Origin of the sequence: Aliterella atlantica CENA595 (assembly GCF_000952155.1) — a bacterium.
GTDB classification, from domain to species: domain Bacteria; phylum Cyanobacteriota; class Cyanobacteriia; order Cyanobacteriales; family Chroococcidiopsidaceae; genus Aliterella; species Aliterella atlantica.
In genome coordinates this window covers 192,457-206,845 of record NZ_JYON01000004.1, presented here as the reverse complement: position 1 = coordinate 206,845, position 14,389 = coordinate 192,457, and the positions used below count along the sequence as shown (strand labels likewise).

14 protein-coding genes are annotated in these 14,389 nt (G+C 42.6%); 10 read left to right on the top strand and 4 right to left on the bottom strand.

The features are described from left to right. The first annotated feature begins 363 nt into the window (after positions 1-363). The 5 genes from UH38_RS06225 to urtE all read left to right on the top strand — a co-directional run bounded on the left by UH38_RS06225 (position 364) and on the right by urtE (position 5,380). The gene (locus UH38_RS06225) at positions 364-1,758 is read left to right on the top strand and encodes an ABC transporter substrate-binding protein (protein WP_045053763.1); all 1,395 of its coding nucleotides are present in this window, start codon (positions 364-366) and stop codon (positions 1,756-1,758) included. Positions 1,759-1,830: 72 nt separating this feature from the next. Beyond that, complete coding sequence (gene urtB / locus UH38_RS06220) at positions 1,831-2,766, top strand: urea ABC transporter permease subunit UrtB (protein ID WP_045053762.1); 936 nt, start codon at positions 1,831-1,833, stop codon at positions 2,764-2,766. 35 nt (positions 2,767-2,801) lie between these two features. Next, a complete protein-coding gene (urtC, locus tag UH38_RS06215) occupies positions 2,802-3,875 on the top strand; it encodes an urea ABC transporter permease subunit UrtC (protein ID WP_045053761.1) in 1,074 nt (357 codons plus the stop codon). Between the two features lie 61 nt (positions 3,876-3,936). Continuing rightward, positions 3,937-4,692: an urea ABC transporter ATP-binding protein UrtD gene (gene urtD / locus UH38_RS06210; protein WP_045053760.1), complete on the top strand. Its 756-nt coding sequence runs from the start codon at positions 3,937-3,939 to the stop codon at positions 4,690-4,692. Then, entirely contained in the window at positions 4,679-5,380 is a 702-nt protein-coding gene (gene urtE / locus UH38_RS06205; RefSeq protein WP_045053759.1) for an urea ABC transporter ATP-binding subunit UrtE, read from the top strand. The genes urtD and urtE overlap by 14 nt, the downstream gene beginning before the upstream one ends. Here the strand turns inward: urtE and UH38_RS06200 are convergent. From UH38_RS06200 to aroB, 3 genes are all read right to left on the bottom strand, one after another. After that, positions 5,377-5,646: an FmdB family zinc ribbon protein gene (locus UH38_RS06200; RefSeq protein WP_045053758.1), complete on the bottom strand. Its 270-nt coding sequence runs from the start codon at positions 5,644-5,646 to the stop codon at positions 5,377-5,379. The two genes, urtE and UH38_RS06200, sit on opposite strands and share 4 nt — an antisense overlap. Before the next feature lie 38 nt (positions 5,647-5,684). After that, a complete protein-coding gene (gene fmdA / locus UH38_RS06195) occupies positions 5,685-6,860 on the bottom strand; it encodes a formamidase (RefSeq protein ID WP_045053757.1) in 1,176 nt (391 codons plus the stop codon). Between the two features lie 439 nt (positions 6,861-7,299). Then, positions 7,300-8,391, bottom strand: a complete 1,092-nt coding sequence (gene aroB / locus UH38_RS06190) for a 3-dehydroquinate synthase (protein ID WP_045053756.1) — start codon at positions 8,389-8,391, stop codon at positions 7,300-7,302. 80 nt (positions 8,392-8,471) lie between these two features. Here aroB and petL point away from each other — a divergent pair, with 80 nt between their 5' ends. After that, positions 8,472-8,567 (top strand): cytochrome b6-f complex subunit PetL, encoded by a 96-nt coding sequence (petL, locus tag UH38_RS27840; protein WP_045053755.1) that lies wholly within the window; start codon positions 8,472-8,474, stop codon positions 8,565-8,567. Positions 8,568-8,723: 156 nt separating this feature from the next. On the opposite strand, the gene UH38_RS24690 is transcribed toward petL, so the two are convergent. After that, the gene (locus UH38_RS24690; RefSeq protein ID WP_052672273.1) at positions 8,724-9,191 is read right to left on the bottom strand and encodes a hypothetical protein; all 468 of its coding nucleotides are present in this window, start codon (positions 9,189-9,191) and stop codon (positions 8,724-8,726) included. Positions 9,192-9,873: 682 nt separating this feature from the next. Between UH38_RS24690 and UH38_RS06175 the strand changes: the two genes are divergently transcribed. The 4 genes from UH38_RS06175 (at position 9,874) to UH38_RS06160 (ending at position 14,352) form a co-directional block, all read left to right on the top strand. Next, positions 9,874-10,752 carry an SDR family oxidoreductase gene (locus UH38_RS06175; protein ID WP_045053754.1) on the top strand — a complete coding sequence of 293 codons (879 nt, stop codon included), beginning with the start codon at positions 9,874-9,876 and terminating at the stop codon, positions 10,750-10,752. A gap of 146 nt (positions 10,753-10,898) precedes the next feature. After that, on the top strand, positions 10,899-11,954 hold the full coding sequence (locus tag UH38_RS06170; protein ID WP_045053753.1) for an SDR family oxidoreductase: 1,056 nt from the start codon (positions 10,899-10,901) through the stop codon (positions 11,952-11,954). 46 nt (positions 11,955-12,000) lie between these two features. Next, entirely contained in the window at positions 12,001-13,080 is a 1,080-nt protein-coding gene (locus UH38_RS06165) for a type I phosphomannose isomerase catalytic subunit (protein WP_045053752.1), read from the top strand. A gap of 57 nt (positions 13,081-13,137) precedes the next feature. Continuing rightward, positions 13,138-14,352, top strand: coding sequence for a zinc-dependent alcohol dehydrogenase (locus tag UH38_RS06160; protein ID WP_045053751.1), 1,215 nt, complete (start codon positions 13,138-13,140; stop codon positions 14,350-14,352). Positions 14,353-14,389: the final 37 nt, after the last annotated feature.

Here is a 14,389-nt window from a genome sequence, read left to right as displayed (position 1 = left end):
GAAATTTTATCTAATTGCAGCGAAACTCTTGCAAGAACGCGGTTAGTGGAGTTTTGAGCGATCGCACCCTAGACCTAATTGCCTTAGTCTATATATTCCTTTGGTAATGCCTAAAAAATGTATCCTAAGTTACAACACGTATAAAATTTTTTGTGGTAATCCTAACAATTGAGTTTACTAACATTCGGTAAACCGTAGGTAAAGACAATGGCAGTTGCAACCATTTCTGCCCTACTAGAAGCAGTTAGGAAGAATCTGTCCGACCTGACTAAAGCCTGCAATCTCAAGTAGATTGGGCTGTTTTTAGTCGCGATATTACCTATTTATTAGCCAGGGAAGGCTGACAAAGGAGAGTTTAAGTCAATGACATCGCACGAACCCCTAATTGTAATTGGTGGCATCAATCGCCGTAAATTTATTAAATATGGCTCAATAGCGCTTGGTACTGGCGTTCTAGCAGCCTGTTCGGGTGGTGGAGAACCTGCTGCTGATAGTGGTAGTTCCGGTGGTTCTAGTCCCGCTGCGGCTGGGGCTGATGCGATCAAAGTCGGAGTAATGTATTCTACAACTGGGACGATCGCCATTGTAGAAAAATCCTTGCAAGATGCGACATTTTTAGCACTCGATCAAATTAATGAAGGTACAGGACCCTGGAAAGGCGGTAAGGGAATCAAGGGTAGGCAAATCCAAAGAGTAGTAGTAAACCCCGACTCTAACTGGGATTTGTACAACCAAATGTCCAAGCGCTTGATTGACGAAGATAAAGTTTCCTGCGTTTTGGGTTGTTATACTTCAGCAAGTCGCAAATCTGTATTACCTGTATTTGAAGAGAAAAATGCTATTCTTTATTACCCAGTTTATTACGAAGGTAATGAATGCAGTTCCAATGTCTTTTATACGGGTGCTGCACCGAACCAGCAAATTACAGATTCAATTCCCTACGCTGTCAAAAACTTTGGCAAAAAAGGATTTTTCATCGGTTCGGACTATATCTACCCCAAAGAAAGCAACCGCATTGCTAAAGCCGAACTTGTCAAAGCAGGCGGTGAAGTTGTCGGGGACGAGTATGCTGCTTTAGGAACAACAGAATTTATCACCATCATTAATAAAATCAAGCAAGCCAAGCCAGATTTTGTCCTTAGCAATTTAGTAGGCGATAGTATTCCAGCATTCTACAGACAGTATAAAGATGCAGGCATTACCGCCGAGCAAATTCCGATCATGGCTTATCCAACAACTGAAGAGGAAATCCAAGCAATGGGACCTGAATATGCCGAAGGTCACTATAGCAGCTTCAACTACTTCCAAGCTGTAGATACGCCAGAAAACAAAGCTTTTGTAGAGCAATTTAAGGCAAAGTTCGGTCAAGACAGAGTAACTAACGGCGTAATGGAAGCAGCGTACTTGCAGACTTTCTTTATGGCGCAAGCAATGGAGAAGTTGCTAGATGAAGGTAAAGAAATTACCCCAGATAATTTGCGCGAAGCTACTCGCGGTCAAGTTTTCAACGCGCCTCAAGGTACGGTAAAGATTGATAATGATAATTATCACACTTACCTCTACTCAAGAATTGGCAAGTGGAAATCAGATGGTCAAGCAGAAATTGTTTTTGCTACTCCTGCTGCTGTCAAGCCGATTCCTTGGAGTCAAGCACTGTATAAGGGTCGCGTTTGCGTTCATTCAGTTCCCGACAAGCGTGCTGGCGATTCTATCAAGGAAACTAAGACTGATTTGAAAACTGAATACTTAAAGGTTTAAAACATAAACTGCAATCCCTAATTGGTACCAATTAGGGATGTTTAGTTATTTTGAAATTTATAGGGCAAAAAATTGCTAATAACCTTTATAGCGCAAGCAGCAGGAAAAGAATTTGATATAGTTCCATTTATCAATCAGTTGTTAAATGGAATTGGCATTGTCGGAGTTCTGTTATTAACTGGCTTAGGATTGGCGATTACTTTTGGAGTAATGCGAATTATCAACTTAGCACATGGTGAGTTCATCATGTTAGGTGCGTATACTACCTATTTGATGCAGTCCAATTTTAAAATGGATTTAGTGCTAACAATTCCTTTTGCTTTTTTAGCAACAGCTATTATTGGCGCAATTACAGAACTAACTATTATCAGGCGGCTTTACGGTCGTCCTCTGGAGACTTTGCTAGCAACTTGGGGACTTAGTATTGTGCTTCAAGGTGTAGTTAAGTTGATTTTTACCGCACAATTGAAGTATGTAAGAGCGCCTCGTTATATATCAGGAAATTTAAACTTATTTACAAGTGCTGATAGCGGTGCAAGTATCACAATTTCTTACTATCGCTTATTTATTATTGCAGTAGCACTTGCACTACTCGCTTTGACTGCATATCTACTTTACAGTACAAGTTTAGGACGACAAATTAGAGCCGTAACCCAAAATAGAGAAATGTCAAAATGTTTGGGTATTAATACTAGCTTTGTTGATATGGTAACGTTTGCTTATGGTTGCGGTTTGGCTGGTGTTGCTGGCGCAGTAATTTCCTCATTGAAAAGTGTCGCGCCGCCAATGGGACAAGATTATTTGGTAGATGCTTGGATGGTAGTTGTCACAGGTGGAGTAGATAAGATAATTGGCGTTTTAGCAGGTGCATTTTTGATCGGAGAATCTAATGCGGCGATCGCATTTTTACTCAACGATCCGATAGCGCGGGTGTTAGTCCTAGCTGCTGTAATCATCTTAATCCGCTATCGTCCTGAAGGCTTGTTTACAGTCCAAAAACGAGCCTAAGTCTAAGTTAAAAATCAATTAGGGAAAGGGAAAAGATGACAGACGTACTAGGTGGCGTGCGCCGCTCTACTATACCAGTTAAATTGTTAACAAGTACAGGAATTATCCTGCTCTTACTAGCAATTTTGCCTTTTGTACTAGGAGAATTTCAAACTGCTTTGATGGCAAAATTATTGCTATTTGGCGTTTTAGCAATTTCTCTAGACTTAGTTTGGGGATTTACAGGTATTCTTAGTTTTGCACATGGCGTTTTCTTTACATTAGGTGGATACGCGATGGCTTACTTTTTAAAGCTGAATTTATCATCAGCAGCGAATACCTACGGCGGGGAATTGCCTGATTTTATGGTGTGGAATGGCTTAAAAGAACTACCTTGGTTTATCGCACCATTGAAGTTTTTTCCCATAGCAGCGATCGCAATGATAGCCGTTCCTGCTGCTTTTGCCTATATTATCGGCTGGTTTATTTTTCGCTCCAAAGTTAGCGGCGTGTATATTACCATTATTACTTTAGCGATCGCATCAGCACTAACTACTTTTTTCGTCAGTCAGCAAGCTTATACAGGTGGTACAAACGGAATTACAGATGTATCTCGCCTAAGTTTTTTTGGTACTGACATTCCCTTGTTAGGTTTGTACTATATCATCTTGGCTTTTACCACATTTGTCCTTGCAGGTAGTTGGTGGCTAACACAGTCAAACTTCGGCTTAATCTTACGTTCCATCAAAGAAAACGAGCAACGCATTTCCTATCTAGGTTACGATGTAGCCAGTTTCAAGATATTTATTTGGACGCTTTCGGCTGGAATTGCAGGATTAGCTGGCGGATTATTCGTACCACTAAACAGATTTATTTCCCCAGTATATTTAGCCGTAGCTTTTGGTACGCAAGTAGTAATTTGGGTAGCAATTGGTGGAAGAGGAACATTAATCGGTCCATTAATTGCAGCTATTTTACTAGGTCAAGTACAAAACTATGCCGAAAGAGTAACTCAAGACTGGCAATTAATTGTTGGAGTCTTACTACTGGTTGTAGTTTTATTTGTTCCAGATGGGTTAATGAGTTTAATTCCCAAACGATTTAACTTAGCCAATCGAAGTAGAGTATAATCTACAACAAAACTGAGTATTAAATTGTGATAGCCTAAGCAAAAATAGTTGAAAACTAAATATGAATCCGATATTATCCGTTCAAGATTTAAGAGTAGTATTTGCCGGATTTCAAGCTCTTAAAGGCATCGATTTAGAAGTAGGCAAAAGAGAAATTGTCACCATTATCGGTCCTAACGGCGCTGGCAAAAGTACGCTATTAGACGCTATCGTTGGTAAATCTCCAGTAGCATCAGGTCACATTTACTATCGCGGTAAAGAAATTACCAATAAAAGTCGGTATGAAGTTGCACGAATGGGAATAGGACGCAAGTTTCAAAACCCAAATGTTTACAACGAATTAACTGTATTTGAAAACATTTTACTAGCGCTAAAAGGAGCGCATGGAGTAGTTGCAGCGATTAGAGCGAAACTAACTAGAGTAAAAAAAGCTAGAATTGAAGCGATTTTAGAGCGAATTGGTCTATTAGAGAAAGCTTATACTAAAGTTTCTTCCCTATCTCACGGACAGAAACAATGGGTAGAAATTGGTATGGTTTTAGCTCAAGATCCAACAGTAGTTTTGCTAGACGAACCAACAGCAGGAATGACTTCTGACGAAACGCATCTTACAGGCGAAATCATCAAATCTATTGCCGAAGATCGTTCAGTAATTGTAATTGAACATGACATGGAATTTGTCAAGCAAATAGCACAAAGACTTGTCGTTCTCCATCAAGGCGAGAAACTAATAGAAGGTTCAGTGCAAGAAGTTCAAAATAATGCAAAAGTTATCGAGGTTTATTTAGGTCGTGAACGAATCGATGTCGCTGCTTAAACTGACAAATGTATCTGCTGGTTACGGGCAAACTCCTGTTTTAACTAATGTCGATATGACAATAGATAAAGGAGATATTGTCTGTTTGTTAGGTCGCAATGGAATGGGAAAAACTACACTTTTGCGAAGTGTAATTGGTCTAAATAAAGTTATTAAAGGCGATATTGTTTTTGATGCTGACGATATCACTAACGTCCCAACTTATAAAAGGTCGCGCTATGGAATTGCATTTATCCCGCAAGGACGCGAAATTATCCCATATCTATCAGTTTTAGATAATCTCAAATTGGGATTAGCAGCAAGTCGCAAAAAGCTCAAAAAGATTCCCGACGAAATATTTGAGTTTTTCCCCATGCTCAAACAGCACCTCAAACGTCAAGGAGGACTGTTAAGCGGCGGACAACAACAGCAACTTGCGATCGCTCGCGGACTGATGTGCAACCCCCAAATCATGCTCTTAGACGAGCCTACAGAAGGCATCCAGCCATCAATCGTGCAAGAAATAGATGAAACCCTCAAACGCATCAACCGCGAGAAAGGCGTGACGCTATTAGTAGTAGAGCAGAAGATTGATTTTGCCAAACAATTAGCGCAAAAGTTCTTCATTATGGAGAAAGGAGCGATCGCAGCTAAAGGCAAAACTGCCGAACTAACCGATTCATTAGTAAGGCAGTATTTAACAGTTTAGTGACCGATCGCCCAAGGTCTTCCGCGATGTTGGTGGTTATGGTGAGAATGGTCGTGTTTTGCAGTGCGTTGGACTACACGCGGTTCTGCACTTTGCTCTACTCGCTGGCTTATAGCTGATGGCGTTTTGACTACTCCCACTGCTGAAATAATCCGTTTAGCTACAGCTTGACAACTTGGGCAAGGTATGGGGTTGCTTGCTTCTGCAATACTGCGTTTTTGCTCAAATACTCCGCAAGTTTGGCAGCGAAAATCGTAAAGAGGCATTATTTTATAGTTCCTGAATGACTGTCGCAACTAACTATCTATGTAGGCAAAACATTCCGCTCAAAAATTGCTGTAGGAAATGCGATCGTACAACAAGCATTAGGAATATCGACAATGCCGCTGATTCTACCTTCTATCGGCGCAGAACCCATCAAAAGATAAATCTGTTCGCCTGTATAACCAAATTTCTTGAAATACTCAATGGCATTTAAACAAGCACGACGATAGGCAACATGAGCATCTAAATAATACTGCTTGCCCGAAAACTCATCTACCGATATGCCTTCAAATACCAAAAACTCAGAATACTGAGGCTGAACGGGACCTGGTTTAAATATAGGGTTAACTAGCCCGTATTTTTCTACCCCACCCTTAATTATCTCGACGTGCAAATCTAGGTATCCAGCCATCTCAATTGCGCCGCAAAAAGTAATCTCTCCATCACCTTGCGAAAAGTGAATATCGCCCATCGACAGCTTCGCACCATCAACATAGACAGGAAAATAAACCTTTGAACCCTTAGATAAGTTTTTGATGTCACAATTTCCTCCATGTTCGCGGGGAGGAACTGTCCGACAAGCTTCTTGGGCTACTCGTTCAAATTCTCCGCCTTTAAGAGAACCCAAAATGGCATCAGATGGATTTGGCAACAAAGCTAAAGGTGGTACTCTGTCGGGGGCTGTTGCTACTAACTCCGCTTCGCGCTTATTCCAAGTATCTAGCAATTCATGAGAAGGAGCGCAACCAATTAACCCAGGGTGCGGAATTCCAGCAAATTTGACATCAGGGATGTGACGACTACGCGCATATATACCTTGCAAGTCCCAAATCGCTTTTTGAGCCGTAGGAAAATGCTCGGTCAAAAAGCCGCCGCCATTTTCTCTAGCAAAAATCCCTGTATAACCCCACTCGTATGTAGGTAGAGTTCCTACATCTAAAATATCTACTACAAGTATGTCGCCTGGTTCTGCACCGTTAACGTGAATCGGTCCGCTAAGTACATGAGGAATAGTTAAATTGACTGTGCGGATATCTTCGGGACTATCGTTGTTGTGAATCTGTCCATCTGTCCAGTCTTTACACTCAATCCGAAATACCGTTCCTGGATTAACAGATGCTACAGCCGGAATATCAGGATGCCAACGGTTGTGTCCGACTACATCCTGTTCCGCCATAGCTTTGTTCAAGTCAACTTTAAACAGAACTTCTGGCATAATACACTCCTGTTTGTTTGCTTGTGGCGATCGCTAGCCTAATTACAGACATTAAATTGCTGCTACTAATTTTTAGCAAGATTTTCTAAATTAGCAGCTACAAAAACTTAATTAACTATTTTTGGCTTGCTATTTTTTAACTAACAAAAATTTGTTCACGATCGATCAAAGCAAAAGCCTTAAAAATAAATTGTATTATTGAACACAAATTCATATACTTCGATTAATTTGTTTAATTAATTTCAACAAATCAGCAAAATTTAAATAATATTTAATATCATTTCCCACCAAAATATGCTTCAGATATTAGGATACAAGATTTGAATTAAGCGGCTTGCAGTCAGCTTTAAAAAATCAAGCCAAATAAATATAAAAATACAAAACCCTACTTTTATGACAAAAGTAGGGCTAAGATAAACTGCCGAAAAATACAAATTTATTACATTTGCTGCAAAACTTGATGAATAGTATCTGACGGTACTTTATCAGTTATTTCTACTGCGCCAATTTGAGTTGGTAGCACAAATCGTACCTTACCTGCTTTAACTTTTTTATCAGTTTGCAAAGCATCGACGATCGCATCAATATCAATTCCTGCAGGTAGCTTAGTTGGCAAGCCAGTTTTTTGCATCAAATTTACCTGCCGCTCTTGCGACTTTTCATCCCATAACTTCAGTTCTACAGCTATTTGTCCGGCGGCTACCATGCCAATTGCTACACCTTCGCCATGATTTACAGTACGATAACCTGTCAAACTTTCTATAGCATGACCGATAGTATGCCCGTAATTAAGAATTGCCCGTAATCCAGCTTCTTTCTCATCTTTGCTAACCACATCAGCTTTAGCTTGACAAGAACGTTCCAGAATAGTTTGCACTAGGCTTTCAGGAATATAGCGCATTTGGTCTAAGCGATCGCAATTCTCCATCTGTGCAAACAAATCAGCATCCCAAATTACACCGTACTTAATTACTTCTGCCATTCCCGCTCGAAATTCGCGGATGGGAAGAGTTTTCAGCACTTGAGGATCGATTAAAACTAGCCTTGGTTGATGGAATGCACCAATTAAATTTTTGCCCTGAGGATGATTGACACCAGTTTTACCGCCAATCGAAGCATCTACCATTGATAGCAAAGTAGTTGGTACTTGCACAAAGTTAATACCTCGCAGCCATGTAGCCGCCGCGAAGCCTGTCATATCGCCGACAACGCCTCCACCCAAGGCAACCATAGTTGAGGAGCGTTCTAGGCGGTTTTCTAGGGCTTTGTCGTAGACTTTTTGAATAGAGGATAAGTTTTTGTAGCGTTCGCCAGCGCCCAGAGTGCAGTTAGTTACGTCAAAGCCAGCATCTTTGAGAGAATTAAGCGCTCGTTCTCCATAATGGCGAAAAATTGCTGGATTAGAGACTAATAATACTTTTTTGCCCAAATTGAGACTAGCCATTTGTGCGCCTAGCTTGTCTAAGTTGCCAGGTGCGATCGCAATGTCGTAAGACTCGGATGGTAAATTTACTTTGATAACAGCAGACATATAACTTGGTGGCAACTCTGGGCTGTATTCTACTCTAACTAAGGTTTAATATCTTTAATAGTTGTAATGGAGCGATAAAAATGTTTGCTGTCTTTTCTTATATTTTGCTGCTTGGTGCTTTTTTTGCTTTAGCTGTAGGGCTGCTATTCGGTCTGCGTGCCGTTAAACTGATCTAAAAAAGTAGAAAAGCGATATTGGGCTGCGATAAGCAAGCAACAATCCGACAGCCTAATGTCGTCTAACAAATAATACTGCCAAGTAAGTTTTGACTGTTTACCCCAACGTGCGATCGCTTCAGAGGGTTGCTTGAGGTGTTGGCTGTACGGCGCTAGTTAAGGTATGAGATGTACCGCAATACCTAAAAGACAAAGAGATAGCCAGCCGTAGATAAATACAACGCAAATAAGTTTGGCGAACCTAAGACTCTCTTGCTTGATTACATCCGTTCTGCGTTCAACTGAGTGAGAACTAGAACGTACATTTTTATATACTCTTTTGACTTGGAAATCCTTTAAGTCTTCATTTTGTAGCACTTCATACTCTTTTTCTCCCCATTTATTGATGATAGCGATCGCTCCATCAATAGAAGGTTTTATAAGTATAGATGTAACAATACCAAGAGCAGGAAGTATTATACATACGCCCAACCTGAAATAGATATTTGAATTTCCCATTCCTGACGAGAACGCAATAATCAGGAACGATTGACAGGTTACATACCAACTTACTCGCTGTCCTAGCAGACTGTACTCGTGTCTAGTCTCTGTGCGGTAATATTGTAGCTTCGTCAAATTATCCATTTTCACCTTATAGCAACTGAGCTTTGCGTAGCAGATTGAGCAAGCATTTTCAATAATTAGTTTCTCTTCTTCAACATACTTTTAAACTAGAATTTGGTATTAATTAAGTCTTTATTGATGCTTGAGCAGCAAACTAAAATACATAGCAGTGACGGGCAACAAAAATTGTATAGCAATCGATAATTAGCGCGAACTCTATTCATCTATATTATTTAAAAAAGTAGTTGCAAGAATAAGCTATTTTAAAACAACCAAGTGTATATTTTGCTTGTTAGTTTTTTGCCAAATAAGTTTTAGCTCTTACAGGCTTGTCGTTGTTCAACTTCGATTTACTAATTTTGTAATAATTTATACAACAAAAAGTATTTATCTATCTTCATATAGATTTTTTAAGGCTGATTTATGTATTTATATTAATCAAAACATCTTAGTTGTAAACACTCATAAAACCTACCAATTAGTTTTTATAAACTTGTATTTGCAAGCACACAATAAGTTAAACATAATATCTCTCTGTAGTTATAAGTTAGCGCGAGTAATGGATAGTTAATTATTAATTCAAGAGCAAAGAATTCAGTATCATGCATAGGAAATAATAAAAGCAAATCTGCGCCAACTGCTCGAACTTAGGTAGCCAAAGTAGATGCAAATATTACTCAAGTCTTAATGGCAAGGAGAGTTAATGACTGCACAGAACTTACAATCGCAAAGACCAAAACCGCCGTTTCCCGAACAACAACAACAAGTGCCAGGACTAGAGTCACAAATGGACCCGAAGCCAGACTACGGCGAAAATTCCTATCGTGGTTCTGGCAAACTGCAAGGTAAAGCCGCCATCATTACAGGTGGCGATTCTGGCATTGGGCGGGCAGTAGCACTGGCGTTTGCCCGCGAAGGTGCAGACGTATTGATTGCTTATCTAAACGAAGAAACAGACGCTCAGGAAACCGTTCGCATTGTTGAAAAAGAAGGGCGCAAGTGCGTAGCTATTGCAGGTGATATCCAGCAAGAAGCGCACTGCAAACAGATAGTTGAACGGGCGCAAAGCGAGTTGGGCAAGATTGATATCTTGGTCAACAACGCTGCTTTTCAGATGACGCGAGAAAGTATTGAAGAGATCCCTTCAGAAGAGTTCGATCGCACCTTCAAAACTAATATCTACGCCATGTTCTACCTGTGCAAAGCCGCAGTACCCCACATGGAGCCAGGTAGCGCCATTATCAACACTTGCTCAATTAACGCAGCCGAGCCAAAACCGAAGTTACTAGCGTATTCTGCAACTAAAGCAGCGATCGTCAACTTTACTGGCGGGTTGGCACAGTCGCTAGCAGAAAAAGGCATCCGAGTTAATAGCGTCGCCCCAGGTCCGGTGTGGACACCCTTAATTCCAGCAACCATGCCTAACGAACAGGTAACGCAGTTTGGGCAACAAGTACCAATGAAGCGTGCCGCACAGCCAGCAGAACTCGCACCAGCATACGTGCTGCTTGCTTCTGAAGATGGTAGTTACATTTCGGGCGCAGTTATTCCGGTAACAGGCGGTCAGCCTGTTCTTCCCTAGCGCTTTGAATCAAAAACAAGAACATCCTAAATTCTGGGGCTTGTAGTTATGTTGCAGCTAAATCTGCCTTGACATTCACAAAGTTTTGCTGAGAACTGCTGGCAAATTAATCTAGTGAAGTAAGAGTAAATTTACAAAAACCTAATATGGAACAAAAAGATAACTTTAAAAAACCTTCACGCCGTCAAGTTCTCGGCGGAATATCTATTGGCGTTGTTGCAGCGCAAGCAGCACCAGTGTTGGCGCAAAAATCATCTACCCCAGCAAACCGACAGGAGACATCCAGCCAGGAAACACCCAAACAAGAAACGCCCAACCAGTCTGTTAAGCAGAACCCAGTTAATCAATATCCAAAACCGCCCTTTTCCAGGCAACCCCAGGAACCACCTGGACTTGCCAGCAAAATGACCCCGCGACCAGATCATGGTGAGACAAGCTATCAAGGTTCTGGGCGGCTAGTAGGACGCAAGGCGCTAGTAACAGGCGGAGATTCTGGTATTGGTCGGGCAGCAGCGATCGCATTTGCGCGTGAAGGGGCTGATGTAGCAATCAACTATCTACCCGTTGAAGAGCCGGATGCCCGTGAAGTAGTTCAACTAATTCGGGCAGCAGGAAGTAAGGCAGTAGCGATTCCAGGCGACATTCGCGACGAAAAATTCTGCAATCAGCTTGTCGCCCAGGCAGTGCGCGAACTAGGCGGACTAGATATTCTAGTTAACAATGCTGGCAAACAGCAGGCTGTGGACTCAATTGCCGATCTTACTACCGAGCAGTTTGACTCAACATTCAAGACAAACGTTTACGCGATGTTTTGGATTACCAAGGCTGCTATACCGCACCTTAGACCTGGCGCGAGCATTATCAATACTTCCTCAGTCCAAGCCTACGACCCTAGCGAGAACCTGCTCGACTATGCCCAGACAAAATCAGCGCAGGTTGCTTTTACCAAGTCATTAGCAAAGCAGTTGGCAAAGAGGGGTATCCGCGTAAATGCAATCGCGCCTGGACCTTACTGGACTCCGCTCCAAGTTAGCGGCGGGCAACCGCAAAGTGCGATCGTGCAGTTTGGTAGTGACTCACCGATGGGACGACCCGGACAGCCAGCGGAGCTTGCGCCTACTTACGTGCTACTGGCTTCGCAGGAGTCAAGCTACGCTACTGGGCAAGTGTACGGAGCGTCAGGCGGCAGCGGGAATCCTTAATGCTCGCTTATACTGATGCGATCGCGACAGCAACTAAGGGACACGAATGAACTGGTATCCAATCAAATTAACCGCTTACACCAACGCTTATGTTTTCGGCGGTCGTCTGATTCAGGAGCGACTCGGCAAGAAAAATCTCCCAGATGGTATTGTTGCTGAGACCTGGGAAATTAGCGACTATGAAGATAAAACTGGCACTGTCACTAATGGCAACTTTGCAGGTCGTACCCTCCACGATTTAGTAGAGACATACCCAGACGAGCTAGTAGGCGAAAACTGGCGCGGACCTCACTTTCCCATGTTGCAAAAGTTTATTAGTGCTTCTAGTCGCTTGCCAATTCACCTGCATCCCGACGACGAAACTGCCCAACGTCTGTATCGCAAACCGAACGGCAAAACTGAAGCATGGCATATTTTATGGACAGCGCCAAATGCAAGCATCTTGGTAGGGATAAAACCTGGTTTGAAGAGCGAGCAATTGTTTGATGCCTTCAAAAAGCAAGACTATGACGCAGTAATGCCACGCTTCCCAATTAAAGCAGGCGATACCGTTTACGTGCCTAGCGGTATCATACACAGCTTTGGACCTGACACTTTGATTTTCGAGGTCGAACAAACCTCTGACCTTTCCTCTGATGTAATGCCAATCGATATGCAAGGCAATAGCCGCAGTCAAGATGAATGGGAAAAGTGCATCAACACAACTCTCGACCAACTGCGTCCTCATTACCAGCCACGTCCTTTTGCTGGACTTTCGCGGCAAGAAGGGGATAACCGTTACCTAGTTGCCTGCGCTGGACCTTACTTCGCGCTAGAGCGCTGGACGCTGAACGCACCGCACGATGAGCCAGAACACCCCTGGCGTTGCCTGACGCTTTCAAATGTGGGAAAGCCAGTGCAAATTGAGTACCAAGGTGGAAGCGAGATGCTGGCTACAGGTGAATCATGCATTATCCCTGCGACCTTGAGCAAAGTGCGAATCGTGCCTACTCAGGAGCAGTCAGGCGCAGCAAGTTTGATTGCCTGTTACGTACCAGATTTAGAGCGCGACGTAGTTATCCCACTAAAAGAGAGCGGTTATTCAGATGAGGAAATCCGCGCGTTAGGTGAAGTTGACATTCTTTAGGTAGTCGCAACGGTGTAATTAATCCTATTTCTGCTGAACTAGCAATAGAGGTATTTTATGAAAGCAGTTGTTTTTCACGGTATTGGCGATATTCGTTTAGATAGCGTCCCCGAACCGAAGATTGAAAAATCAACAGATGCGATCGTGCGTCTAACGGCAAGTGCTATTTGTGGCACAGATTTGCACATGATTCGCGGTACTTTTCCAAACATGATTCCAGGGACAATATTAGGTCATGAAGGCGTAGGAGTAGTTGAGGAAATCGGCTCAAACGTGCGGAATTTGCAAGTAGGCGATCGCGTAGTTATTCCTTCTACCATCGGTTGCGGTTCCTGCTCCTACTGTCGCTCCGGTTACTACTCCCAGTGCGATACGGCAAATCCCAACGGACCTCAAGCTGGAACTGCTTTTTTTGGTGGACCTGAACCTACTGGACCTTTTAACGGTTTGCAAGCGGAGTATGCCCGCATTCCCTACGCCAATGTCGGGTTAGTCAAACTCCCAGATGGAGTAGATGACGATCGCGCAATTATGTTATCCGATATTTTTCCTACAGCTTATTTTGGTGCTGATATTGCGGAAATTACTCCTGGCGACACTGTTGCAGTCTTTGGCTGCGGTCCTGTCGGTCAATTTGCGATCGCTAGTGCCAAGCTGTTTGGCGCGGGCAGAATTATTGCTGTTGATACTATTGCTTCGCGCTTAGAAATGGCACGGATGCAGGGTGCAGAGGTAATTGACTTTAATGCTGAAGATCCAATCGAGATTATTCAGCAACTTACAGGCGGTATCGGAGTCGATCGGGTAATTGAAGCGGTGGGCGTTGACGCTACTCGCCCTCACAGTGGTCCTGCTGCCAAGCAAGCAAACCAACAAGCACAGCAATTTGAGCAAGAATTACAACAAATTGCCCCGCAGGCAAACCCACAGGGCGACAACTGGCATCCTGGCGATGCACCATCTTTAGCTCTAAATTGGTGCGTTCAAGCACTAGCAAAGGCAGGAACATTGTCAATTATTGGTGTTTTTCCCCTAACCCATAAATTTTTCCCAATTGGGATGGCAATGAACAGAAACCTGACAATAAATATGGGTAACTGCAATCATCGCAAATATATTCCTACCCTTGTTGACATGGTACAAAATGGCACTGTAGATCCAAAGCAAGTGCTAACCCAGGTAGAACCACTTATTTCTGTTATTGATGCTTACAAAGCCTTCGATGCACGCAAACCTGGATGGGTAAAGGTAGAGTTAAAACCAGGAGCTTAATCGACTTGTAATAGATGGGGAACGAGGAGAAAGAGAT